Annotated in this window: 18 protein-coding genes; 9 read left to right on the top strand and 9 right to left on the bottom strand. The window is 68.1% G+C overall.

All coding sequences use genetic code 11. From position 1 onward, the window contains the following. Nucleotides 1–150 precede the first annotated feature (150 nt). The 3 genes from BJP32_RS08385 to BJP32_RS08375 all read left to right on the top strand — a co-directional run bounded on the left by BJP32_RS08385 (nt 151) and on the right by BJP32_RS08375 (nt 4,656). Nucleotides 151–1,500: a DcaP family trimeric outer membrane transporter gene (locus tag BJP32_RS08385; RefSeq protein WP_083673939.1), complete on the top strand. Its 1,350-nt coding sequence runs from the start codon at nt 151–153 to the stop codon at nt 1,498–1,500. A 34-nt stretch (nt 1,501–1,534) separates the two neighbouring features. After that, the gene (gene acs, locus BJP32_RS08380; protein ID WP_076223649.1) at nt 1,535–3,472 is read left to right on the top strand and encodes an acetate--CoA ligase; all 1,938 of its coding nucleotides are present in this window, start codon (nt 1,535–1,537) and stop codon (nt 3,470–3,472) included. A 125-nt stretch (nt 3,473–3,597) separates the two neighbouring features. Then, nucleotides 3,598–4,656: a CaiB/BaiF CoA-transferase family protein gene (locus BJP32_RS08375; RefSeq protein ID WP_076223647.1), complete on the top strand. Its 1,059-nt coding sequence runs from the start codon at nt 3,598–3,600 to the stop codon at nt 4,654–4,656. Nucleotides 4,657–4,799: 143 nt separating this feature from the next. On the opposite strand, the gene BJP32_RS08370 is transcribed toward BJP32_RS08375, so the two are convergent. After that, the gene (locus tag BJP32_RS08370; protein WP_076223646.1) at nt 4,800–6,380 is read right to left on the bottom strand and encodes a bifunctional GNAT family N-acetyltransferase/carbon-nitrogen hydrolase family protein; all 1,581 of its coding nucleotides are present in this window, start codon (nt 6,378–6,380) and stop codon (nt 4,800–4,802) included. Between the two features lie 80 nt (nt 6,381–6,460). Between BJP32_RS08370 and BJP32_RS08365 the strand changes: the two genes are divergently transcribed. The 5 genes from BJP32_RS08365 (at nt 6,461) to alaS (ending at nt 13,667) form a co-directional block, all read left to right on the top strand. Further along, the gene (locus BJP32_RS08365) at nt 6,461–7,987 is read left to right on the top strand and encodes a CHAD domain-containing protein (protein ID WP_083673938.1); all 1,527 of its coding nucleotides are present in this window, start codon (nt 6,461–6,463) and stop codon (nt 7,985–7,987) included. A gap of 168 nt (nt 7,988–8,155) precedes the next feature. Continuing rightward, nucleotides 8,156–9,235 (top strand): recombinase RecA, encoded by a 1,080-nt coding sequence (gene recA, locus BJP32_RS08360; RefSeq protein ID WP_040346130.1) that lies wholly within the window; start codon nt 8,156–8,158, stop codon nt 9,233–9,235. 498 nt (nt 9,236–9,733) lie between these two features. Further along, a complete protein-coding gene (gene rraA / locus BJP32_RS08355; protein WP_046652175.1) occupies nt 9,734–10,219 on the top strand; it encodes a ribonuclease E activity regulator RraA in 486 nt (161 codons plus the stop codon). A 67-nt stretch (nt 10,220–10,286) separates the two neighbouring features. After that, the gene (locus BJP32_RS08350) at nt 10,287–10,922 is read left to right on the top strand and encodes a carboxypeptidase regulatory-like domain-containing protein (RefSeq protein ID WP_003166031.1); all 636 of its coding nucleotides are present in this window, start codon (nt 10,287–10,289) and stop codon (nt 10,920–10,922) included. 99 nt (nt 10,923–11,021) lie between these two features. After that, nucleotides 11,022–13,667, top strand: coding sequence for an alanine--tRNA ligase (alaS, locus tag BJP32_RS08345; RefSeq protein ID WP_046652176.1), 2,646 nt, complete (start codon nt 11,022–11,024; stop codon nt 13,665–13,667). A 186-nt stretch (nt 13,668–13,853) separates the two neighbouring features. On the opposite strand, the gene BJP32_RS08340 is transcribed toward alaS, so the two are convergent. Together BJP32_RS08340 and BJP32_RS08335 are read right to left on the bottom strand one after the other, a co-directional pair. Then, nucleotides 13,854–14,405, bottom strand: coding sequence for a DUF2939 domain-containing protein (locus tag BJP32_RS08340; RefSeq protein ID WP_003166033.1), 552 nt, complete (start codon nt 14,403–14,405; stop codon nt 13,854–13,856). A gap of 293 nt (nt 14,406–14,698) precedes the next feature. Continuing rightward, nucleotides 14,699–15,919: an NADP-dependent isocitrate dehydrogenase gene (locus BJP32_RS08335; protein ID WP_003166034.1), complete on the bottom strand. Its 1,221-nt coding sequence runs from the start codon at nt 15,917–15,919 to the stop codon at nt 14,699–14,701. Between the two features lie 190 nt (nt 15,920–16,109). Between BJP32_RS08335 and BJP32_RS08330 the strand changes: the two genes are divergently transcribed. Beyond that, nucleotides 16,110–17,231, top strand: coding sequence for a DUF1176 domain-containing protein (locus BJP32_RS08330; protein WP_143255448.1), 1,122 nt, complete (start codon nt 16,110–16,112; stop codon nt 17,229–17,231). A gap of 81 nt (nt 17,232–17,312) precedes the next feature. Here BJP32_RS08330 and BJP32_RS08325 read toward each other — a convergent pair whose 3' ends face one another. The 6 genes from BJP32_RS08325 to BJP32_RS08300 all read right to left on the bottom strand — a co-directional run bounded on the left by BJP32_RS08325 (nt 17,313) and on the right by BJP32_RS08300 (nt 23,166). Continuing rightward, complete coding sequence (locus BJP32_RS08325) at nt 17,313–19,109, bottom strand: DUF885 family protein (RefSeq protein WP_046652177.1); 1,797 nt, start codon at nt 19,107–19,109, stop codon at nt 17,313–17,315. 94 nt (nt 19,110–19,203) lie between these two features. After that, nucleotides 19,204–21,027 (bottom strand): DUF885 family protein, encoded by a 1,824-nt coding sequence (locus BJP32_RS08320; RefSeq protein WP_076223644.1) that lies wholly within the window; start codon nt 21,025–21,027, stop codon nt 19,204–19,206. 90 nt (nt 21,028–21,117) lie between these two features. After that, nucleotides 21,118–21,360 carry a hypothetical protein gene (locus BJP32_RS08315; RefSeq protein WP_040347012.1) on the bottom strand — a complete coding sequence of 81 codons (243 nt, stop codon included), beginning with the start codon at nt 21,358–21,360 and terminating at the stop codon, nt 21,118–21,120. A gap of 5 nt (nt 21,361–21,365) precedes the next feature. Continuing rightward, nucleotides 21,366–22,199 carry an S-formylglutathione hydrolase gene (gene fghA, locus BJP32_RS08310; protein WP_076223642.1) on the bottom strand — a complete coding sequence of 278 codons (834 nt, stop codon included), beginning with the start codon at nt 22,197–22,199 and terminating at the stop codon, nt 21,366–21,368. Between the two features lie 17 nt (nt 22,200–22,216). Continuing rightward, entirely contained in the window at nt 22,217–22,738 is a 522-nt protein-coding gene (locus tag BJP32_RS08305) for a hypothetical protein (protein ID WP_143255447.1), read from the bottom strand. A 41-nt stretch (nt 22,739–22,779) separates the two neighbouring features. Beyond that, the gene (locus tag BJP32_RS08300; RefSeq protein WP_046652181.1) at nt 22,780–23,166 is read right to left on the bottom strand and encodes a VOC family protein; all 387 of its coding nucleotides are present in this window, start codon (nt 23,164–23,166) and stop codon (nt 22,780–22,782) included. Nucleotides 23,167–23,258 lie beyond the last annotated feature (92 nt).

The raw sequence follows: 23,258 nt of genomic DNA, 5'->3' as shown, positions 1-23,258 counted from the left end.
TCGGCCGCGTCGCGACGACACCATGCCGCGCCTCGACTTTGGTCGAAACTAGACGAATGGCTAATGGCCGCAAACCCGGAGCGCGCGGAATGCTGCCGTCCTGAGGCCTGCGACAGACAGGTCCGGAACAACGGTCTGGGAGGACCACGCATGGGAAGCTGCCGTTTGTTCGGCGGCGTGGCTGCGGCCGCGCTGCTGCTCGCGCCCGGCGCCGCACTGGCTCAAGACGCCAGCGCGGCCCTGGAAGCCCGTATCGCCCAGCTCGAAGCCGAGCTTAACAGCCTGAAATCCGAAGTCGCCGCCGCCCGAACGCAGCAGGCCTCGCAGGCGCAGGACATCATCCGTCTGGAGACGCGGCCGGCGCCCGCGCCGACGCCGGTCTCCGCCCCGGCGGCGCCTTCGGACGGCTTCCGCATCGGCGACCACACGGTGAAGTTCGGCGGCTTCATCAAGACCGACTTCATGGCGTCGAAATATTCCGGCGGCGACCCGGCCAACGGCGATCCCTTGCGCGACTATCACCTGCCCGGCGCCATTCCGGTCGGCGGTACGGACGAAGACGTCGCCACCGACTTCAACGCCCGCCAGACCCGCTTCTGGCTGACCACCGACGGCGTGGTGGCCGGACACAAGATCGGCACGCGGCTGGAGATGGACTTCCAGACCCTGCCCGGCTCGGGCGATCAGCGCACGACCAGCGGCTCGAACCCCGCCCTGCGCCGCGCCTTCGTCACCATCGACAACTGGCTGATCGGCCAGGAGTGGACCAACTTCCAGAACACCGCCGTCCTGCCGGAATCGGCGGACTTCGTCGGCGCGGCCGAGGGCACGGTCTTCGCCCGTCAGGCCCAGGTCCGTTATACCCGCGGCCCCTTCTCCATCGCATTGGAGAACCCCGAGACCACCGTCACCCCCTTCGGCGGCGGCGCCCGCATCGTGGCCGACGACAACAGCCTGCCCGACCTGACCGCCCGCTACGCGCTGAGCCGCCCGTGGGGCGACGTTCAGCTGTCCGGCCTGGTGCGTCAGCTGAAGTATCAGAACCCGGCGACCAACATCGATTCCACCGCCACGGGCTGGGGCCTGTCGGCCTCGGCCAAGTTCAAGGTCGGGGCGCAGGACGACATCCGCCTGATGCTGACGGGCGGCGAAGGCATCGGCCGCTATGTCGGGCTGAACTTCTCCAACGACGCGGTGCTGGACGCCTCGGGCGATCTGGAGGCCATCGGCGTGGTCGCGGGCTTCGCCGCCTATCGCCACGTCTGGGCGCCGGGCTGGCGCTCCAGCCTGATCTGGTCGACGCAGAAGGTGGACAACGACACGGCCCTGACCGGGACCGGCGTCAACCGCTCGGCCCAGAGCCTTCACGCCAATCTGATCTGGTCGCCGGTCACGGCGTTTGATGTGGGCGCCGAGGTGATGTTCGCTGATCGCAAACTGGAGTCAGGGCTGGACGGCGACATGACCCGTCTGATCCTGTTCGCCAAATACGGCTTCTGAAGCCGCAAAAGAAAAAGACCCTGGAGGAAATCGCGTGTCTGATCCGGAAATCTATCCCGTCCCCGCCGAACTGGCCGCCCGCGCCCACATGGACCGCGCCGGCTATGAAGCGGCCCGGATGCAGGCGCGCGAGACCCCCGAGGCCTTCTGGGCCGAACAGGCCGAGCGCCTGGACTGGATGACCTTCCCGACCAAGATCAAGGACGTCTCCTTCAAGAAGGCCGACTTCCGCATCCGCTGGTTCGAGGACGGGGTGCTGAACGCCTCGGTCAACTGCATCGACCGCCACCTGCCCGCCCGCAAGGACGAGGTCGCCATCCTGTGGGAAGGCGACGAGCCGACCGACAGCGAAGCCGTCACCTTCGGCCAACTTCATGAGCGTGTGTGCCGCCTGGCCAATGTGCTGAAGGCCAACGGCGTCCAGAAGGGCGACCGCGTCACCATCTATCTGCCGATGATCCCCGAGGCGGCGTACGCCATGCTGGCCTGCGCCCGCATCGGCGCCGTGCATTCGGTCATCTTCGGCGGCTTCTCGCCCGACAGCATCGCCGGGCGCATCGAGGACTGCCAGTCGACCTTCGTCATCACCGCCGACGAAGGCTGCCGCGGCGGCAAGAAGGTTCCGCTGAAGGCCAATGTCGACAAGGCGCTGGAGAAGGTCGGGAGCGTGAAGACCGTCGTCGTCCTGCGCCATACCGGCGCCGACGTGCCCTTCGTCGAAGGCCGCGACCTGGACTGGGGCGTCGAGGCGGACAAGGCCTCGCCCGACTGCGCGCCCGAGCCGATGAACGCCGAAGACCCGCTGTTCATCCTCTACACCTCGGGCTCGACGGGCAAACCCAAGGGCGTGCTGCACACCACCGGCGGCTATCTGTTCTGGGCCAGCTATACGCATGAGCTGGTGTTCGACTATCGCCCCGGCGAGGTCTTCTGGTGCACCGCCGACGTGGGCTGGGTCACGGGCCACACCTATGTCGTCTACGGCGCCCTGGCCAATGCGGCGACGACCCTGATGTTCGAGGGCGTGCCCAACTATCCGACCGTCAGCCGCTTCTGGGAGGTGGTGGACAAGCATCAGGTCAACATCTTCTACACCGCCCCCACGGCCCTGCGCGCCCTGATGCGCGAGGGCGACGCCCCGGTGAAGACGTCCAGCCGCAAGTCGCTGCGCCTGCTAGGCACCGTCGGCGAACCGATCAACCCCGAGGCCTGGCGCTGGTATCATGAGGTCGTCGGCGAGAGCCGCCTGCCCATCGTCGACACCTGGTGGCAGACCGAGACGGGCGGCGCCCTGATCTCGCCCCTGCCCGGCGCGACGGACCTGAAGCCCGGCTCGGCGACCCTGCCCCTGCCCGGCGTCGAACTTGAAATCGTGGACGCGGAAGGGGGCGTGCTGAGCGGCGCGACCGAGGGCAATCTGTGCATCACCGACAGCTGGCCGGGCCAGATGCGGACGGTCTACGGCGACCACCAACGCTTCTTCGAGACCTATTTCTCGACCTATCCGGGCAAGTATTTCACCGGCGACGGCTGCCGCCGCGACGCGGACGGCTACTACTGGATCACCGGCCGGGTCGATGACGTCATCAACGTCTCGGGCCACCGCATGGGCACGGCCGAGGTCGAGAGCGCCCTGGTCCTGCACGACATCGTGGCCGAGGCCGCCGTGGTCGGCTTCCCCCACGACATCAAGGGCCAGGGCATCTACGCCTATGTCACCCTGGTGCGAGGCGTCGACGCCACCGAGGACCTGCGCAAGGAGCTGGTCGCTCACGTCCGCAAGGAGATCGGCCCCATCGCCGCCCCTGACGTGATCCAGTGGGCGCCGGCCCTGCCCAAGACCCGCTCGGGCAAGATCATGCGGCGGATTCTGAGAAAGATAGCCGAGAACGAACTGGGCGCCCTGGGCGACACCTCGACCCTGGCCGATCCGTCGGTGGTGGACGATCTGGTGAAGAACCGGGCGGCCTAGACCTTTCATCCGCTCATCCCGGCGTCCGCCGGGGTGGGCGGGTTCACTCTTCAGCTCCCCTCGAAGAGGCGGCCCCGGACGGCGCAAGCTGGACGGGGCCGCCCGCCTCGGCTTCAGTGGCGGGCATGAGCGGAACCCTCGACGGCCTGACCATCATCGAAATCGGCGGCATCGGCCCCGCCCCCTTCTGCGGCATGATGCTGGCCGATCACGGGGCGCAGGTGGTGCTGGTCCATCGTCCCGGCGCCGCGCCCGACCTGCGCGATCCCCTGAACCGCAGCCGCGCCCGTCTGGTCGAGGCCGACCTGAAGACGCCCGAGGGCGCCGCCCTGATCCGCGACCTCGCCGGCGCCGCCGACGGCCTGATCGAGGGCTTTCGTCCCGGCGTGATGGAGCGTCTCGGCCTCGGCCCCGACGCGCTGCTGGCCGACAATCCGCGCCTGGTCTACGGCCGCATGACCGGCTGGGGTCAGGACGGACCGCTGGCCCCGGCGCCGGGCCACGACATCGACTACATCGCCGTCTCGGGCGCGCTGCACGCCTTCGGCCGGGCGGACGAGAAGCCGACCCCGCCGATCAACATGGTTGGCGACTTCGGCGGCGGCGGGATGCTGCTGGCCTTCGGCATGGTCGCCGGTCTGCTGAAGGCCCAGCGCACCGGGCGCGGCGACGTCGTCGACTGCGCCATGACCGACGGCTCCGCCCTGCTGATGAGCATGATCTGGGGCTTCCGCCAGAACCTGCCCGCGCCCCTGCCGCCCAGCCTGGCCTGGCGCGACGAGCGCGGCGTCAACCTGCTCGACACCGGCGCGCCCTTCTACGAGGTCTATGAGACGAAGGACGGCAAATACGTCGCCGTCGGCGCCATCGAACCGGCCTTCTACATCGCCCTGATGCGGCTGACCGGGCTGGGCGGCGATCCCGACTTCGCCATGCCCTTCGACCCGGCCCAGTGGCCGAGGCTGAAGGACAAGCTGGCCGCCGTCTTCCGCACCCGCACCCGCGACGGCTGGTGCAGCGATCCCGACGCGCAAGGAGCCTGCGTCGCCCCCGTCCTGTCCATGACCGAGGCGCCCGACCACCCGCACAACCGCGCCCGCGAGGCCTTCGTCACCGCCCAGGGCGTGGTGCAGCCCGCGCCTGCGCCCCGGTTCCGGGACAGCCCGGCGCGGCGGCCGGAATAGAAGGCCGGTCACGAAATCACCGCTCGTCCCGGCGGACGCCGGGGCCCAGTGCTTTGGCCTCAAACGCGCGGCCTGAATAGGCAAGTCCTGTGCGCGCGCTCTCACTGGATCCCGGCCTCCGCCGGGACGAGCAGGGGTAAAGGTCAGCCCCCGTCCGTCCACACCGTCTTGTAGAGATCGAACCGGCGGTCGCGCAGGTTCCGCACCGTCCCCTGCGCCTTGGCCCAGGCCAGGTCGGACAGGTCCAGGTCCGCCACCGTCACCGTCTCGACGTTCTCGCTGGCCTCGGCCGCCACCCCGTCGCGCGCGAAGGGAAAGTCGCACGGCGTCAGGATGCAGGACTGCGCATACTGGATGTCCATGTTCTCGACGTTGGGCAGGTTGCCGACATTGCCCGACAGCACGACGTAGCACTGGTTCTCGATGGCCCGCGCCTGAGAGCAGTACCGCACGCGCAGATACCCCTGCCGGTTGTCGGTGCAGAAGGGGGTGAACAGGATGCGCGCCCCCTCGTCCGCCAGACGCCGCGCCAGTTCCGGGAACTCGGAATCGTAGCAGATCATCACCCCGATCGGCCCGCAGTCGGTGGGGATGGCGTGGACGCGGTCGCCGCCCTTGATGTTCCACCAGTGGCGTTCGTTCGGGGTCGGGTGGATCTTCTCCTGCTCATGCACCGAGCCGTCGCGCAGGAAGACGTAGGCGACATTCTGGATCTCGCCGTCCTCGGTCCGCGTCGGGTGCGAGCCGCCGATGATGTTGACGTTGTAGCCGACCGCCAGCTCGCGCATCGCCTCGACGAAGCGCGGCGTGTAGCGGGTCAGGGCCTCGATCGATTCCGCAGGCGTCAGCTTCTTCGTCTCCAGCGACAGCAGCTGAAGCGTGAACAGCTCGGGGAAGACCACGAAGTCGGCGCGATAGTCCGACACCACGTCGACGAAATATTCGACGTTGTCCATGAACTCGCGGAAGCTCTCGACCTTGCGCATCTGCAGCTGGACGGTGGCGACGCGCACCGTCTCCTTCACCGCAAAGGCCGCCCCCTTGCCCGTCGCCTCGACATAGTAGGGGTTGCGCCACACCCAGCGCGCCGCATGGCCCAGCGACGCCTTGTCCGACGGCAGATAGTTCAGCAGCACCCCCGCCGGCTCGAACCCCGAACGCTGGTGAAAGGCCATGATCGGATCCTTCACCTTGCGGTCGCGCACCGCCTCGACATAGGCGTTCGGATCGGGATAGGCGGCTCGGCGGCGCGAAAGACCCGGCATACGCCCGCCGAAGACGACGCCCTTCAGGTTCTGCGCCTCGCATAGGTCGCGGCGCGCGTCGTACAGGCGCTGGCCGATGCGCAGGCGGCGCCGGGCCGGGTCGACGCAGACCTCCATCCCGTACAGCCACGCGCCCGCCGGATCGTGTCGCGCCGCATAGCCGCCGCCGGTGATCTGGTCCCAGCTGTGCGGCCCCATGGCCGAGGCCTCGTCGATGCGGAAGCTGGCGGCGTAGCCGACGATCTCGCCCTCGAACTCGACCACGAACTGGCCGTCGGGATAGGTGGCGATCTGACCGCGCAGCATCCCCGGCGTATAGGGCGGCATGTCCTTGTAGACCCGCTCGACCAGGGCGTTGATCCCGGCGACGTCGCCCATGCGCGCGTTGCGGATGGTCAGGACGGCGGGCTTGGCCGGCTCGGCGGGCGGGACGGTTTGGGCGGTCTGAAGATCAGTCATCCCATCCTAACGCGCGAGCTTGGCCGTTGGATCATTTTCATCGTCTTGGACCCGCGCCGGGATGGGCGCACAATGGCGTCATGTCCGGCATGGCCCAGGAAATGGCGCAGGAAATCGAACTCAAGTTCCGGCTCGGCCCCGGCGCCGCCGCGCGCCTGGCCGCTCACCCGGCCCTGGCGGGCGAGGACAGCGTGCAGAGCCTGCGCTCCGTCTATTTCGACACGCCGGATCAGGCGCTGCGCCGCGCCGGCTGGGGCCTGCGCGTGCGCGCGACCGGCCGCGGCTTCGTCCAGACCCTGAAGGGCCAGACCGGCGGCGACGTCCTCAACCGCGCCGAATGGGAGACGCCCGTCCCCAGCGAGGCCCTGGACTGGCGGGCCGTCAAGACGACGCCCGCCGCCGCCCTGCTGAAGGGCCGCCGCCGCGACCTGTCGCCCCGCTTCGCAAGCACGGTGCGTCGCCGCGCCCGGCTGGTCGCCTTCGAGGGCGCCGTGATCGAGGCCGCCTATGACGAGGGCGAGCTGTCGGCGGGCGGCCGCGTCGAACCCTTGCGCGAACTCGAACTGGAGTTGAAGGACGGCCCGCCCCAGGCCCTGTTCGCCCTGGCCCGTCGCCTGTCGGCCGACATCGCCCTGGTCCCCCTGTTCGAGAGCAAGGCCGAGCGCGGCTGGCGCCTGGCCGAGGGGTCGGAGCGCGCGCCCCGTTTCGCCCGCGTCGATCCCCTGCCGCGCGCCCTGTCGGCCGAGGCCGCCCTGCGCCGCACGGCCCTGGCCGCCTTGGGCCAGGTCTCGGCCAACGCCGAACTGCTGCGCCGGGTGCGGCGGCCCGAGGCCCTGCATCAGCTGCGCGTGGGCCTGCGTCGCCTGCGCGCCGCCCTGTCCGTGTTCGCCCCCCTGCTGGGCGAGGACGCCGCTCCCGTCGTCGCCGAGCTGAAATGGCTGGCGCATGAGACCGACGCCGCGCGCGATCTGGACGTCTTCATCCGCGACGTCTTCCACCCCGCGGCGCTGGAGACGCCCGACCCCGACCTCGCTCCCCTGGGCCTGCGCCTGCTGGCGGCCCGCAGCGGGGCCTATCGCCGGGCGATGGCGGCGATCGATTCGCCGCGCTACGCCGCCCTGATGTTCGAGACCCTGGCCTGGATCGAGACCGGCGCCTGGCGGACCGATCCCGACCCCGTGCGCGCCTGGCGCCGACAGCGGCCCGTCGCCGCCTTCGCCGCCGAGGCTCTGGAGCGATTGAGCCGGCGCGTACAGCATGGCGGGCGACGCCTGGACCAGTTGGACGTCGCCGGTCGCCACCGTCTGCGCATCCGCGTCAAGCGTCTGCGCTATGCGGCCGAGTTCTTCGCCGGCCTGTTCGACCGCCCCGGCCGCGAGCGGCGTTTCCGCGCAGGTCTGGAGCAGGTCCAGGACGCGTTCGGCGCCCTCAACGACCTGGCCGTGGCGCGCGACCGCATCCCCGCCGAGGCCCGGCTGACCTCTCCCGAGATCGCCTTCACCGCCGGACGCCTGATCGGCCGCCGCGAACAGAGCGCCCCCGTCCTGCTGCTCGCCTCAAGCCGCGCCTTCGCCCGCCTGTCCCGCGCCCGGCGCTTCTGGCGGTAAGACTTACGACTAAATCGGTCGCATCGTGATAAATGTTCTCGTTCAGTTCACGAGAACATCTTGCGAACGGGAACAAACCGTGTCCATAGTCCGGCTCAACGAGGGAGCGGGTCCGTGGCGGGTCTCTCCCGAAGTCAGATGGGAATCATGGCAAGGGAGAGAAAACCAATGTCACAGGCGGCACTGAAGCTCGTGGGTAAAGAAGACGGCGACAAACAACGCGCTCTAGAGGCGGCGATCGCGCAGATCGATCGCGCCTTCGGCAAGGGCTCGGTCATGAAACTGGGCAAGGCCGGACAGGTGGCCGAGATCGAAAGCGTCTCGACCGGCTCTCTGGGTCTCGACATGGCGCTCGGCATCGGCGGCCTGCCGGTCGGCCGGGTGATCGAGGTGTTCGGCCCGGAATCCTCGGGCAAGACGACCCTGGCCCTGCACACCGTGGCCGAGGTCCAGAAGAAGGGCGGCGTGGCCGCCTTCGTCGACGCCGAACACGCGCTCGATCCCGTCTACGCTCAGAAATTGGGCGTGAACCTCGACGACCTGCTGGTGTCGCAGCCCGACGCGGGCGAGCAGGCGCTGGAGATCGTCGACACCCTGGTGCGCTCGGGTGCCGTGGACATCGTGGTGGTCGACTCCGTCGCCGCCCTGACGCCCCGCGCTGAGATCGAGGGCGAGATGGGCGACAGCCTGCCCGGCCTTCAGGCCCGCCTAATGTCGCAGGCCCTGCGTAAGCTGACGGCCTCCATCTCCAAGTCCAAGTGCATCGTCCTGTTCATCAACCAGATCCGTCACAAGATCGGCGTCATGTACGGTTCGCCGGAAACGACGACGGGCGGCAATGCGCTGAAGTTCTACGCCTCGGTGCGTCTGGACATCCGCCGCACCGGCGCGATCAAGAACCGCGACGAGGTGGTCGGCAACACCACCCGCGTCAAGGTGGTCAAGAACAAGGTCGCCCCGCCGTTCCGCGAGGTCATCTTCGACATCATGTACGGCGAAGGCATCTCCAAGATCGGCGAGATCATCGATCTGGGCGTCAAGGCCAACATCATCGAGAAGTCGGGTTCGTGGTTCTCCTACGACTCCACCCGCATCGGTCAGGGTCGCGAGAACGCCAAGGAGTTCCTGAAGAACAACCCCGACATGGCCCTCGCCATCGAGAAGGCGGTGCGCCAGTCGACGGCCAAGATCGCCGACGACATGCTGGGCGCGCCCGAGCCCGACGAAGGTCAGGATCTGGAGGGCTGACCCACCACCCCCAACGCCGTCATCCTCGGGCTTGACCCGAGGATCCAACCAGGCAGCGTGCTCTTCCTTTCCAGCCGTGATCGCGCTGACGATCCGATCCTCGGGTCAAGCCCGAGGATGACGGCCGGAGGCAAGGGCCCCCTGACGGCCAGAGCTTCTCCGTTCGCCGCCTCGCGACCCGCCTACCGACCCCGCGGGGCCGGTCGGACGGAGACCGGCCCGCCCGACCTGCGTCGGGCGGGCCTCTTTTTTGCCCGCTCAAGACGCCGCCCCGCCCTCTCTCCCGCTCATCCCGGCGGACGCCGGGATCCAGTGCTTTGGCTTCGGGGCGCGAGGGGCAATGGGTGGCGATGCGTGCGGCGCTCTCACTGGATCCCGGCGTCCGCCGGGATGAGCGGATGTTGAGATACGCCCATCAAACGCGTTTCTCAGTGCAACGGCCTTGTTTCCCTTCGGCGCCTACGGGCAGACTTCGCCTCGACCCAACGGAGCCTCCTCATGACCAGCCCCGCCACCGCCGACCTCTGCGACACCCACTCCGACGCGGTGAAGGTCTGCCAGACTCTCTTCAGCAGCTTCGGCCAGATCGCCGCCTTCCACGGCCCGATCCGCACCCTCAGCGTGCTGGATGACAACGCCCTGGTCCGCCAGACGCTGGAGCGCCCCGGCCAAGGCGCGGTCATGGTCGTCAACGGCGGCGGTTCGCTCAAACGCGCCCTGGTCGGCGACAATCTGGCCAAGCTGGCCATCGACAACGGCTGGGCCGGGATCGTCGTCCACGGCGCCGTGCGCGACGTGGCTGTCATCAACACCATGAACGTCGGCGTCAAAGCGCTTGGAACCGTTCCCCTGCGCGCGGACCGCGACGCCATCGGCGAGATCGACATCCCCACCGCCTTCGGCGGCGTCATCTTCACCCCCGGCGACTGGCTCTACGCTGACGAGGACGGCCTGATCGTCTCGCCGCATCGCCTGCACGACTAAGGCGCAAGGCTTTCTCCCGAACACGCCGTGCATAGACGGCCCAGCAACGCTTCGTCATGGTGAACGAATGAAGTCGCGCGCTCTCTCCATATCACTGGCGGTCATGCTGACGGCCCTGCCGCTTTCCGGATGCCTGACGCTCGCCGCCGTTCATCAGTTGCACGAGCAACATGAGTTCGAACGCCGCAACGCCTTCGACCCCAGCGCGCACGAGTGGGCCCTGGCTCCCGGCGCACCGATCGCGGGACGTCTGACCCTGACAGCCAGCTATCGCCAAGGTTACAGCGGAGTTGTCGAACCTATTCCGGACGAAACTCTGACTTGCGAACAACTGTTCATTCGACTGATCCCTGACACCCCGCACATGCGCTGGCTGCTAGAGCGACAGCACCGCCTTATCGTCACAGAGCGCGGCGATTGGCTTAACGGCTTCAGCGAACAACCTGAACGGTGGTCTTGGCCCGAAGCCGCATCGGCATCCTACATACGCGAAACGACTTGCGGGACGGGCGGCGCCTTCAGCTTCCCTTCCGTCCCTGCAGGGCCCTACCTGTTGCTTGCACAGCTGCATCCGACAGCCGAACGCGCGCCTCTCGTTCAGAACGACATCGTGTTGAAGTCCGTCATGGTAAAGGCAGGTGCTCCGCTCAACGTCCACATCCGCTCACGTAGCGCTCTGCACGGCCCGTTGACGCCGCGCTGAGACTGACCTCCGCCGGGTGATGCGTTCGGCGCAAAATCCCTATATGACGCCGGTTCCGATATTTCCTCCCGCGCGCCCGAGTTCCAGAGCGATACGCCCATGACCAGCCTGAAGCAGATCCGTTCCACCTTCCTCGACTACTTCGCCGCCGACGGCCACGAGAAGGTGCAGTCGGCTCCGCTCGTGCCGCAGAACGACCCGACCCTGTTGTTCGTCAACGCGGGCATGGTGCCGTTCAAGGACTACTTCACCGGCGCGGCCGTGCCGCCCTATAAGCGCGCCACCAGCTCGCAGAAATGCGTGCGCGCCGGCGGCAAGCACAACGACCTGGACAACGTCGGCTACACCGCGCGCCACCACACCTTCTTTGAAATGCTGGGCAATTTCTCGTTCGGCGACTACTTCAAGGACCACGCCATCGAGAGCGCCTGGGGCCTGCTGACCAAGGAGTTCGGCCTGGACCCCGCACGCCTGCTGGTCACCGTCTACCACACCGACGATCAGGCCTTCGACATCTGGAAGAAGGTGACGGGCTTCGCGGACCAGAAGATCATCCGCATCCCCACCAACGACAACTTCTGGGCCATGGGCGACAGCGGCCCCTGCGGCCCCTGCACCGAGATCTTCTACGACCACGGCGACCACATCTTCGGCGGCCCTCCCGGTTCGCCGGACGAGGACGGCGACCGCTTCGTCGAGATCTGGAACAACGTCTTCATGCAGTTCGAGAAGGAGAACGACGAGATCGTTCGCGAACTGCCCAAGAAGTCGGTCGACACCGGCATGGGCCTGGAGCGCATCGCCGCCGTCCTGCAGGGCGTCCACTCCAACTATGACGTCGACCTGTTCAAGAGCCTGATCAACGCCTCGGAAGAACTGACCTCGACCAAGGCCGAGGGCGAGCGCGCCCCGTCGCACCGGGTCATCGCCGACCACCTTCGTTCGACCGCCTTCCTGATCGCCGACGGCGTGACGCCCTCGAACGAGGGCCGGGGCTATGTCCTGCGCCGCATCATGCGCCGCGCCATGCGGCACGCCCACCTGCTGGGCGCCGCCGATCCGCTGATGCACCGCCTGGTGCCGACCCTGGTTCAGGAGATGGGCGAGGCCTATCCGGAACTGGGCCGCGCCCAGGCCTTCATCGAGGACACGTTGAAGCAGGAAGAAATCCGTTTCCGCACGACCCTGGGCCGCGGCATGAACCTGTTCGATCAGGCCACGACCGGCTTCAAGGCTGGCGACATGCTGGACGGCCAGACGGCCTTCACCCTGTACGACACCTACGGCTTCCCGCTGGACCTGACGCAGGACGAGGCCCGCCGTCGCGGCTTTAGCGTCAACGTCGACGGCTTCGAATCCGCCATGGCTGAGCAGCGCGATCGCTCGCGCGAGCACTGGAAGGGCTCGGGCCAGACGGCCTCGGCCGGGGCCTGGCTGGCCCTGCGCGACCAGCACGGCGGCACGGAATTCACCGGCTATGAGTCCGAGACCGGCGAAGGCAAGGTTCTGGCCATCGTCAAGGACGGCGCCGAAGCTGCGTCCGCCGCGACCGGCGAAACGGTCGAGGTGCTGCTGGACAAGACCCCCTTCTACGGCGAAGGCGGCGGTCAGGCGGGCGACAAGGGCGCCTTCGTCTGGAGCGGCGGCGAAGGCCGCGTTCTCGACACCAAGAAGCACGGCGGCGACCTGCACGTTCACACGCTGGAAGTGACCAAGGGCGCGCTGGCCGCCGGCGCCGTCGTGACCGCCACGGTCGAGGAAGGCTCGCGTCCGACCACCCGCGCCAACCACTCGGCGGCCCACCTGTTCCACGCCGCCGTCAAGAACGTGCTGGGCGCCCACGTCGCCCAGAAGGGCCAGATGGTCGACGCCGAGCGCATGCGCTTCGACTTCAGCCACAACGCCCCGATGACGGACGAGGAGATCGCCCGCGTCGAGGACGAGGTGAACGCCGTCATCCGCCAGAACGTCCCGGTCACGACCGAGCTGATGACGCCCGACGCCGCCATCGCGGCGGGCGCCGTGGCCCTGTTCGGCGAGAAATATGGCGACGAGGTCCGCGTCCTGACCATCGGCCGCGCCCTGTCGGGTCCAGGCGCCTATTCGGTTGAACTGTGCGGCGGCACCCACGTCTTCCGTACCGGCGACATCGCCTTGTTCAAGATCGTCTCGGAAGGCGGCGTGGCCGCCGGCGTGCGCCGCGTCGAGGCCCTGACCGGCGAGGCGGCCCGCCGCTTCCTGCTGGATCAGGCCAATGTCGCCCGTTCGCTGGCCCAGGGCTTCAAGATCCAGACCGCCGAGGTTCCGGCCCGCGTCGAGGGCCTGCAGGCCTCGGTCAAGACGCTGGAGAAACAGGTCGCCGACCTGAAGAAACAACTGGCGCTGGGCGGCGGCGCGGGCGCCAATGCGGCCCCCGAAGAGATCGGCGGGATCAAGCTGATGGCCCGCGTCCTGGACGGCGTGGACGGCAAGGGCCTGCGCGGCGTGGCCGAGGACTTCAAGAAACAGATCGGCTCGGGCGTCGTCGCCCTGGTCGGCGTCGTCGACGGCAAGGCGGCCATCACCGTCGCCGCGACCCCGGACATGGCAGGCAAGGTGAATGCGGCCGACCTGGCCCGCGACGCCGTCATCGCCATGGGCGGCAAGGGCGCAGGCGGCAAGCCCGACTTCGCCCAAGGCGGCGCCCCGGACGGATCGAAGGCCGAGGACGGCCTGAACGCCATCCGCGCCGCGCTGAAGGGCTGATCGCCCGCACAGACTGAAACGACAAAGGGCGGCGCATTCGATGCGCCGCCCTTTTTCTTTCCTCCCCATGCAATGGGGAGGGGGACCGCGAAGCGGTGGAGGGGCCAGGACAATGGAACCAAGCAGTCCCTCCGTCTCGTCGGCTGCGCCGCCGATCCACCTCCCCATTACATGGGGAGGAGAAGCTTACTCCGGCGCCCCCAGATCAATCGCCGCCAGCTTCCAGCCGAACAGGTTGCGGCGCTTCATCAGCAGCGACACCGCCTCGTCCGGCTGGTCGTCGCGGGTCAGGGTGACGGCGAAGGTGTCCAGGTCGCGATAGCCCCACGACTGCCGCACGCGGTCATGGCCGCTCTTCGCCTTCGGTTCCGTTTCGACCGAAAGCGCGGGTTTGGGCGTCCGTCCCTCCTGCACCATCATGGAGATCGCCTGCGGGGTGACGAAGGCGTCCACCGCCCCGCCGACGATGGCGGGCGCCAGCAGCATCCCCAGGCCCGACAGGCCGCTGTCGGCCATGCGCGGGTCATTGCGCATCTCGGCCATCATGCGGGCGTTCAGCTCGTCCTTCAGACTGGCGCGGAAGGCGGGAAAGTCCACCTGGCGCTCCAGCCCTTTTTCATCCCCCGCCTTCGCCGCCTGGATCAACGACCGCGCCGCCAGCAAGGGCGATGCGGCGTAGGCGACCACAAGGACTGCGGCCGCAGCCACCCCCAGACGAATGATCAGTTTGCGATTCATCGGCCCTCCCCTGCCTTACGAACGCGACCAGACGACGACGAAACGGCGTCAAAATCCCCAAGAGTATTAGGGACATGGTTCGTCGGCGGGTTCAATGCGTGTTTTCACGCGGCTCCGTCCCCCTGTCCCCACGCCGTCCTCCTCGAGGATGACGACGCGTTTGAGGGGAGCGAACGCGATACGCGCCCAACAAAAAAAGCCCGCCGGATCGCTCCGGCGGGCCTTGATGTCTTGGCGGCTCCGGGCCGCGGTCAGAAGGCGGAGCCTTCTGACCGCGGCCGACTAGAAAAGCCTCAGCCGATACCCGGCAGGGCCTTCTTCAGGTTCTCGGACACCTTGTCCAGGAAGCCTTCGGTCGTCAGCCAGGACTGCTGATCGCCGACCAGCAGGGCCAGATCCTTGGTCATGAAGCCCGACTCGACGGTCTCGACGACCACGCGCTCCAGCGTATCGGCGAACTCGGCCAGCTCGGCGTTGCCGTCCAGCTTGGCGCGGTGCTTGAAGCCGCGGGTCCAGGCGAAGATCGAGGCGATCGAGTTGGTCGAGGTGGCCTCGCCCTTCTGATGCTGGCGATAGTGACGGGTGACGGTGCCGTGGGCGGCCTCGGTCTCCATGACCTTGCCATCCGGCGTCATCAGCACCGAGGTCATCAGGCCCAGCGAGCCGAAGCCCTGCGCCACGATGTCCGACTGCACGTCGCCGTCGTAGTTCTTGCACGCCCAGACGAAGCCGCCCGACCACTTGATCGCGGCCGCGACCATGTCGTCGATCAGGCGGTGCTCATAGGTCAGGCCGCGCTTCTTGAATTCCTCGGCGTAGTCGGCGTCGAAGACTTCCTGGAAGATGTCCTTGAAGCGGCCGTCGTAGGCTTTCAGGATGGTGTTCTTGGTCGACAGATAGACCGGGTAGTTGCGCTGCAGGCCATAGGCGAACGAGGCGTGGGCGAACTCGCGGATCGAGGCGTCCAGGTTGTACATGCCCATGGCGACGCCGGCGCCCGGCGATTTGTAGACCTCGTGCTCGATGACCTGGCCGTCGTCGCCGACGAACTTGATGGTCAGAGTGCCCGGTCCCGGCATCAGGAAGTCGGTGGCCTTGTACTGGTCGCCGAAGGCGTGACGGCCGACGACGATCGGCTGGGTCCAGCCCGGCACCAGGCGCGGGACGTTCTTGCAGATGATCGGTTCGCGGAAGACCACGCCGCCCAGAATGTTGCGGATGGTGCCGTTCGGCGACTTCCACATCTTCTTCAGGCCGAATTCGGCGACGCGCGCCTCGTCCGGGGTGATGGTGGCGCACTTCACGCCGACGCCGTGCTTCTGGATGGCGTGGGCCGCGTCGATCGTGATCTGATCGTCGGTGGCGTCACGGCTTTCCATGCCGAGGTCGTAATAGTCGAGTTCGAGGTCCAGGTACGGGAAGACCAGCTTGTCCTTGATCATCTGCCAGATGATCCGGGTCATTTCGTCGCCGTCGATGTCCACGATGGGATTGGCGACCTTGATCTTGGCCATGCTTACGCCTCTGTCTCTCAGGGGAAGGAATTCGGTGCAGGGGATATAGCGACCCCGGCGCGCGGGCGCAAAGGGGACGAAAGCCGCACGGCCTGAACGGCGGGCCGGAACGAAACGACGGCTTGGCCGCTAGGCTTCTTCACGGCTACGCTTGGCGTCGCCGGTCGATCAAGAACCTATGGAACGCCTGATGACGCTTCGCCGCCTGCGGTTCGCCGCCTCCGTCGCTCTGCTTCCCCTAGCCCTGGCCGCCTGCAAGGGACGTGAGGCGGCCGCCACGCCCGAAACGCCTGCCGCGCCGCCCCCCGCAGACGCCGCCGCCGCGCCCGCCGTTCAGACCGCGGCCGCCAACCCGCCCAGCGTGACGCGCGAGTTCCGCGACTGGACCGCCACCTGCGACAACACCAACCACTGCGTCGCCTTCGGACCGGGCGAGAATGAGATGGGCTTCGTCCTCGTCTCGCTCGCCCCCGGCCCTGAGGCGCGGCCCGTCGTCCACATGGGCGGCTGGGGTCTGGAGGACGGCGAAGGCTCCGTCTACGCCGAGATCGACGGCCGCCGCCATGCGGGCCAGAACGCCAAGATGGACGAGGAAGGCGACGTCATCGCCTTCAACACGCCCTCGGCCCAACTGATGAACGGCCTGGGCAACGGCTCCTTCATGGCGCTGCGACGCGGGGACAAGCAGATCAAGGTCAGCCTGGGCGGGGCCGCCGCCGCCTTCCTGTGGATCGACGAGCGTCAAGGACGGCTGGGCACGACCACCGCCCTGATCCGTCGCGGCGACCGCCCGGCCTCCAGCGTCCCCGCCGCCCCGGCCGCGCCGCGCGTGACCGTGGCCGCCGCCGTGTCCCAGAACGGCCTGGCGCAGGACGACCTGTCGCCGGCGCTGCTGGCCCACCCCAAGGTCAAGGAATGCCTGGCCACGAGCCGCAAGGGCGAACGCTTCGAGCCGGACGTCGAGGTCGCACGCCTGGCCTCCGACAAGCTGCTGTGGAGCGTGCCGTGCGGCGAGGGCGCCTACAACTTCACCCAGGTCTATTTCATCACCCCGGCGGACGGGACCGCGCCCCAACTGGTCGTCTTCCCCACAGCCACGAGCAGCCACGACGAACTGGTCAACAGCCGCTATGATCCCAAGACTCGCCGCCTGTTGGCCTTCGGACGCGGGCGCGGCATCGGCGACTGCGGCCGCATGGGCACCTGGGCCTGGACCGGCGAAGGCTTCGCCCTGCTGAACGAGAAAAACATGCCCAGCTGCACCGCCATACCTCAAGATCTGTGGCCGACCACCTGGCGCGCGGCGACCTGACGAGAGCTCGACGCCAAACACGAAAACGGCCCGGACGCGCGAACGTCCGGGCCGTCATTCGTTTCAGGCTTCAGTCACGCCTCAGGCGCGCATCCGCCCTTCCAGCACCGCCAGCGGCAGGGAGCCGCTGCCCAGCACCTTGTCGTGGAAGGCGCGCAGGTCGAAGCCCGGCTTGGCTTGCGCCTCTTCGCGCAGACGCGCGATCACCGTGTGGCCGACCTTGTAGGCGCAGGCCTGACCCGGCCAGACCGAATAGCGGTTGATCTCGCTGTTCGAGGCGTCCAGCGGCTTGGCGCCCGAGGCCGCCATATAGTCGACCGCCTGCTCGCGGCTCCAGCGTTCGGAGTGGATGCCGGTGTCGACCACCAGGCGCACGGCCCGGAACAGATAGGACATCAGGAAACCGACCCGGCCCAGCGGATCGGTGGCGTAGGCGTCCAGGTCGTTGGCCGCCACGGCCTCGGCGTACAGCGCCCAGCCCTCGTTGAAGGCCGAGAAGCCGCCCGCGCGGCGCCATTGCGGCAGTTCGCCCGACTCGCGTTGCAGCGCCACCTGCAGGTGGTGGCCCGGCGAGGCCTCGTGATAGGTCAGGGTCGGCAGGGCGAACTTGGGCCAGTTCCCGCTGTCGCGCAGGTTGATGTAGTAGGCGCCCGGCCGCGAGCCATCCAGCGGCGGCCCCTGATAATATCCGCCCGGCGCGCCCGACTGGATCGACACCGGCACGCGGCGCACCTCGACATGGGTCTTGGGCAGGCGGCCGAAGACGGCGGGCAGTTTCGGCTCCAGCGCGGCGACCTGTTCGTTCAGCCACTTCAGCAGCTCTTCCTTGCCCGCATCGGTGTTGGGGAACAGCTGGGCCGGATCCTTGTTCAGCGCCTGCACGCGTTCGCCGACCGTGCCTTGGGTATAGCCCTGCGACTTCAGGATGGCGTCGATCTCGGCGCTGATCTCGGCCACCTGCTCGCGGCCCATGGCGTGGATTTCCTTGGCCGAGAGCGTGGTCGTCGTGTTCGACTTCAGCCCGGCGGCGTAGAAGGCCTCGCCGTCCGGCAGGCGCCACACGCCCGCGTCGTGCACGGCGTCGGGGCGGATCTTCTCCAGCGCGTCGATCTGACGGGCCAGGGCGGGCTTGATCTTCTGATCGACCAGGGCGACGGCGCGCGCGTCATAGCCCGACAGGTTCAGCGCCCCGGCCTTGCGGGCCAGCGACTTGATCATGGACATGTCGGCGGCCGACGTATCGCGCAGGGTGCGGATCTGCGGCAGCATCCGGTCGATGATGAAGTCCGGCGGAATGACGCCCAGCCCGGCGTCCTCACGGATCTTGGCCGTCTCGCCGTCCAGCACGCCCGCGAAGGCGTCCAGGCGCGACAGGAAGGCGTCGGCGCCCGCAGCGTCCTCGATGCGGTGCTGGTTGTCCATGAAGTCCGGCGTCGAGAAATAGGCGCCCGACAGCTGGGTCACGACATAGGGGGACGGACGGCCCGGCCCGGCGCCGTAGGCGAAGCGCGCCGTCTCGGCCGAGGTCTGACGCCCGAAAGAGGCGATGGCGTAGTTCAGCGCCCCGGCCTCGGACAGGCCGGTCTGGTCGAAGGCGCGCAGCTCGGCCCAGCGGCTGATCGCCTTGTCGCGGTCCTTGCGGATGGCGTCAGGCCCGGCTTCGCTCAAGCGAGACGACAGGCCCGCGCGGGCGCCCTTGTCGAGGCCCAGGTTGGTGGCGCGCTCGGGCGACTCGTCGATGTCGGCCTCGAACCAGCCGTCCAGCAGGGCGTTCAGGCGCGTATCGGCGTCCGACACGGCCGCGGCGGCTTGCGCCAGCGAAGGCGCGGCGACGGCGGTCGCGGCGGCGGTCAGAAGAAGGCGGCGGCGGTCGATCATTCGGATATTCCCCCAACGGAGCCGCGCCGCGCCGGACGCCGCTCCCAAAGCTTACTGAAATGACGGACCGGCGCGCCCGTAAGAGGTCCAGCCGTCAGGCCGGGGTCCAGGCGTTCATGGTCCGCTCCAGAACCGTCAGCGGCACGCCGCCCAGGCTCAGGCCGGTGTCATGGAAGCCCTTGATGTCGAAACGCGATCCCAGGCGCTTCTTGGCGTCTTCACGCAGGCGCACCCAGGTGGTGTGGCCGACCTTGTAGCTGGACGCCTGACCCGGCCAGACGCAGTAGCGCTCGACCTCGGTGGCGATGCTGGATTCCTGATCGCCCAGGGTATCGACCATGTAGCGGATGCCCTGTTCGCGGCTCCAGCGCTTGTGGTGCAGACCCGAGTCCACGACCAGACGCGCGGCGCGGAACATCAAGGACTGCAGATAGCCGATCTGGCCGAAGGGATCGTTCTCATAGGCGCCGATCTCGTCCGCCAACTGCTCCGAATACAGGCCCCAGCCCTCGGAATAGGCCGAGAAGCCCATGACCTTCATCAGCAGCGGGGTGTCCGGCTGCTCCATCTGCAGGGCGATCTGGAAGTGATGGCCCGGCACGGCCTCGTGATAGGTCAGGGTCGGCAGTGTCCACTTGGGCCACTCCGCCGTGTCGCGCAGGTTGATGTAGTAGGCGCCCGGACGCGAGCCATCCAGGGCCGGCGCCATGTAGTAGCCGCCCGGCGCCCCGGCCTCGATGGCCTTGGGCACGCGACGGATGTCGCAGGGCGACTTGGGCAGGCGGCCGAAATAGTCCGGCATGCGGGCCTGCATGGCCGCCATCTGGACATTCAGCTCCTTCAGCAGCTCTTCCTTGGCCTCGTCCGTGTTCGGATAGACGAAGCGCGGATCCTTGCCGAGGGCGGCGATGCGCTGGCCGACCGTGCCTTGCGTCAACCCTTGCGCCTTCAGCAGGCCGTCGGCGCGGGCCGAGATTTCGGCCACCTGATCCAGCCCCATCTGATGCACTTCGTCCGGCGTCATCGAGGAGGTGGTGTAGTTCTTCAGCCCATAGCGATAGTAGGCCTCGCCGTCGGGCAGACGCCACACGCCGCCGTCGTGCGTCGCGCCCGCGCGCACCGCCTTCAGGGCGTCGGCCTGGCGCTGGATGGCCGGATAGACCTCTCGCGTCAGGATCGTCTGCGCCCGTGCGGCCCAGTCGCCGGGGATGTTCTTCTCGGCCGTGCGACGCGCGATCGACTGGCTCATGACCGAGTCGGCCACGGCCGTGCCGGTGATGGCGCCCATCTGCGTCAGGGTGCGGTCGATGACGAAGTCCGGCGGCACGGCCCCGGCGGCGTAGTCGATCCGCATCCGCTCGCGTTCGTCGTCCAGGCTGCGGGCGAAGTCCGACAGACGCGACAGATAGGCCTCGGCGTCATCCGCCGCCTCGATGCGGTGCTGGCTGTCGAGGAAGTCGGGGATCTGCTGGTACGAGCCGCCCAGCTGGCTGACCGTATAGGGCGAGGGGTACATCCCGCCGCCGTAGTGGAAGACGTAGCCTTCCATCACCGTCTCGCCGAAGAAAGTCAGGGAGTCGTGATAGATCTGCTCCTTGGCCGGCAGGGCGTTGCGGTCGATGGCCGCCATGTCCTTCATGGCGGCGACGAACTTGATCTTGTCGGCCTCGACCTTGGCCTGGCTGCGGTCGCTCAACTTGAAGCGGGCGTCGGCGTGTTCGCCCCGGTCCATGCCCAGCATGGTCAGGGATTCCGGATCCGTCAGGAGCATCTCCTGCGCGATCCGGTTCATCAGGGCGTTGAAGTCGGCCGAGGCGGTCTGCGCCACAGCGGCGTGGGCGAGGGCGCGAACCGGGCCGACAGCGGCCAGCGCTCCCCCCGCGGCGACCGACATCAGCAGGCGGCGGCGATCCATCATGAGCTTCCTCCCAAAAGCGATGGGACGGGATGCTAGCGAAGCGATGGCCGCCCGCAAGGCTTGATCGTCGCCTTGCGGATTAAGTCTGCGTCATGCGCCCGATCTGGGCGCGCTCACATGAGCCTTGATGCAGTCGCGCACCGCGCGCTTCAGGTCGCCGGGCGCGTTCGGCTCGTCCACGCCCTCGGCGGCGAAGACGGCGCGCATGGCGGCGTCCAAGCCCTTGGGCAGAGCCTCGATCACCTTCTTCTGCCCCTTTTCATGCAGGCAGAAGCCGACCTGATTGCACAGGTCTGCGAACATCTGATCAAAGTCGGGGGCGGCGTTAGTCATCACACTCAGGCTTTCAGCCGCTTGGCGTGGAAGGCCACATGGTCGTCCACGAAGCTGGCCATGAAGAAGTAGGAGTGGTCATAGCCCGGCTGCATGCGCAGGGTCAGCCCCTGTCCGGCCTTTTGCGCCGCCGCCTTCAGCAGTTCCGGCTTCAGCTGATCAGCCAGGAAGGAATCGGCGTCTCCCTGATCCACCAGGATGTCGTCGAACACGCCCTGGGCCGCCCCGCCTTCGATCAATAGGGCCGCATCATGCTTGGCCCATTCCGCCCGGTCCTCACCCAGATAGGCGCTGAAGGCCTTCTCGCCCCACGCACAGCGCGTCGGCGAAGAGATGGGCGCGAAGGCCGACACCGACCGGAACAGTTCGGGATGACGCAACGCCAGCGTCAACGCCCCATGCCCGCCCATCGAATGGCCGAAGATCGAGCGCGTCTTCGTCGTCGGAAACGCGCCGTCGATCAAGTCGATCAGTTCGCCCGTGACATAGCTTTCCATGCGGAAATGCGGCGCCCACGGCGCTTCCGTCGCATCGACATAGAAGCCCGCGCCCTGGCCCAGATCATAGGCGGCGCCATCGGCCACGCCTTCCCCGCGCGGCGAGGTGTCCGGCGCGACGATGATGACGCCGTGTTCGGCGGCGGCCTTATAGGCCCCGGCCTTGGTGGTGAAGTTGTCCTCGGTGCAGGTCAGACCCGACAGCCAGATCAGGACTGGGAACGGGCCTTCCCCCGCCGGAACAAAAACCGACAGCGTCATGGGCGTGCCCGTCGTCGCGCTGTCGTGCTTCAGATAGCGCAGCGTCCCGCCGTGAACGACGTGGCTCTTGACCGTTTCCATCAGACTCAAACTCCAGATCAGTCCGGCCAGACCTTGGCCATGAGGTCGTCATCGAGGACGCCCCCGTCTTCAGAGAAGTGCGCGTACCAGTCGCGCGGGATCGGGGCGACCGCCCCCTCGGGCTGCGCGCCGCCGCCCCAGGCGTCGAACTGCAGGCCGACCAGGATCGGTCCCTGCCGCACCGACGGCGCCGGAACCGCCCCGGCGGCGGCGGTCAGAGCCGCGACGACGTCCGGCTTCATCCCCGGCTCGCCGGTGACGACCCAGGCTCTGGACCGCTCGCCCGGCTTGACCATCAGCAGCATCATGCCCGAAGCGCCCGGCTGTATCGGCTGAGCCTCGGCGGCGGCGGCGACCGCCTCGTCGACAGCGGCCAGATAGGGGGACAGGTCGGCGACCGCGACCCGCTCCTTCATCACCCGATCCGGCAGATACAGCACCACCTCCTTGCGGACCCAGGCCTGCGCCGACGCCTCCGCGGGGGCGGGCGCCTCGCCCTGACTGCAGGCGGCGAGCGCCCCGACGGCCGCAACCGCCATGATCGACGCAACCGCCGCCTTCGCCTTCATCGCCTCAACCCTCAGCTCGGCCGGTGAACGGCGCAGATCTTATTGCCCGACGGATCGCGCAGATAGGCCAGGTGCACCACGCCGAAAGGCGTATTGCGCGGCCCAGCCGGATCTTCGATCGCCACGCCGCCCGCCGCGACCCCGGCCTCGGCGAAGGCCACGACCGCCTCCGGCGTAGACGCCGCGAAGCCGATGGTGCCGCCGTTGGCGTGGCAAGCCGCCTGGCCGTCGCGCGGACGGACCACGCCCAGCATTCCGCGCGGCGTCATGTACCAGACCCCCGGCATCGGCACGTCGCTGGGCGCGCCCGCCTGATGGCCCAGGGCGCCCAGAACGGCGTCATAGAATTTGTGCGAGGCTTCGAGGTCGTTGGCCCCGACAGTGACGTGTGTAAACATGGTGATCCTCCCAGATCCGCCCGGACGGTTCGCCGGGCGCGGCAAGCTAAGCCGACAAGGTTTCGTTTGGCAACGAACTTTGCTGCACCTGC

This window comes from Brevundimonas sp. ZS04 (assembly GCF_001956865.1).
Lineage (GTDB): Bacteria > Pseudomonadota > Alphaproteobacteria > Caulobacterales > Caulobacteraceae > Brevundimonas > Brevundimonas diminuta.
Note: the sequence above shows the minus strand (reverse complement) of the source record. Positions and strands in the feature narration are given on the sequence as shown.

Excerpts from the sequence above, each read along its gene's own strand:
- BJP32_RS08325 (WP_046652177.1), bottom strand. The coding sequence starts at position 19,109 with ATGATCGACCGCCGCCGCCTTCTTCTGACCGCCGCCGCGACCGCCGTC.
- BJP32_RS08370 (WP_076223646.1), bottom strand. The coding sequence starts at position 6,380 with ATGACTGATCTTCAGACCGCCCAAACCGTCCCGCCCGCCGAGCCGGCC.
- BJP32_RS08305 (WP_143255447.1), bottom strand. The coding sequence starts at position 22,738 with ATGGCGGTTGCGGCCGTCGGGGCGCTCGCCGCCTGCAGTCAGGGCGAG.
- BJP32_RS08330 (WP_143255448.1), top strand. The coding sequence starts at position 16,110 with ATGACGCTTCGCCGCCTGCGGTTCGCCGCCTCCGTCGCTCTGCTTCCC.
- BJP32_RS08385 (WP_083673939.1), top strand. The coding sequence starts at position 151 with ATGGGAAGCTGCCGTTTGTTCGGCGGCGTGGCTGCGGCCGCGCTGCTG.
- BJP32_RS08300 (WP_046652181.1), bottom strand. The coding sequence starts at position 23,166 with ATGTTTACACACGTCACTGTCGGGGCCAACGACCTCGAAGCCTCGCAC.
- alaS (WP_046652176.1), top strand. The coding sequence starts at position 11,022 with ATGACCAGCCTGAAGCAGATCCGTTCCACCTTCCTCGACTACTTCGCC.
- BJP32_RS08350 (WP_003166031.1), top strand. The coding sequence starts at position 10,287 with ATGAAGTCGCGCGCTCTCTCCATATCACTGGCGGTCATGCTGACGGCC.
- BJP32_RS08315 (WP_040347012.1), bottom strand. The coding sequence starts at position 21,360 with ATGACTAACGCCGCCCCCGACTTTGATCAGATGTTCGCAGACCTGTGC.
- BJP32_RS08335 (WP_003166034.1), bottom strand. The coding sequence starts at position 15,919 with ATGGCCAAGATCAAGGTCGCCAATCCCATCGTGGACATCGACGGCGAC.
- fghA (WP_076223642.1), bottom strand. The coding sequence starts at position 22,199 with ATGGAAACGGTCAAGAGCCACGTCGTTCACGGCGGGACGCTGCGCTAT.
- BJP32_RS08340 (WP_003166033.1), bottom strand. The coding sequence starts at position 14,405 with ATGAATCGCAAACTGATCATTCGTCTGGGGGTGGCTGCGGCCGCAGTC.
- BJP32_RS08365 (WP_083673938.1), top strand. The coding sequence starts at position 6,461 with ATGTCCGGCATGGCCCAGGAAATGGCGCAGGAAATCGAACTCAAGTTC.
- rraA (WP_046652175.1), top strand. The coding sequence starts at position 9,734 with ATGACCAGCCCCGCCACCGCCGACCTCTGCGACACCCACTCCGACGCG.
- BJP32_RS08320 (WP_076223644.1), bottom strand. The coding sequence starts at position 21,027 with ATGATGGATCGCCGCCGCCTGCTGATGTCGGTCGCCGCGGGGGGAGCG.
- recA (WP_040346130.1), top strand. The coding sequence starts at position 8,156 with ATGTCACAGGCGGCACTGAAGCTCGTGGGTAAAGAAGACGGCGACAAA.
- BJP32_RS08375 (WP_076223647.1), top strand. The coding sequence starts at position 3,598 with ATGAGCGGAACCCTCGACGGCCTGACCATCATCGAAATCGGCGGCATC.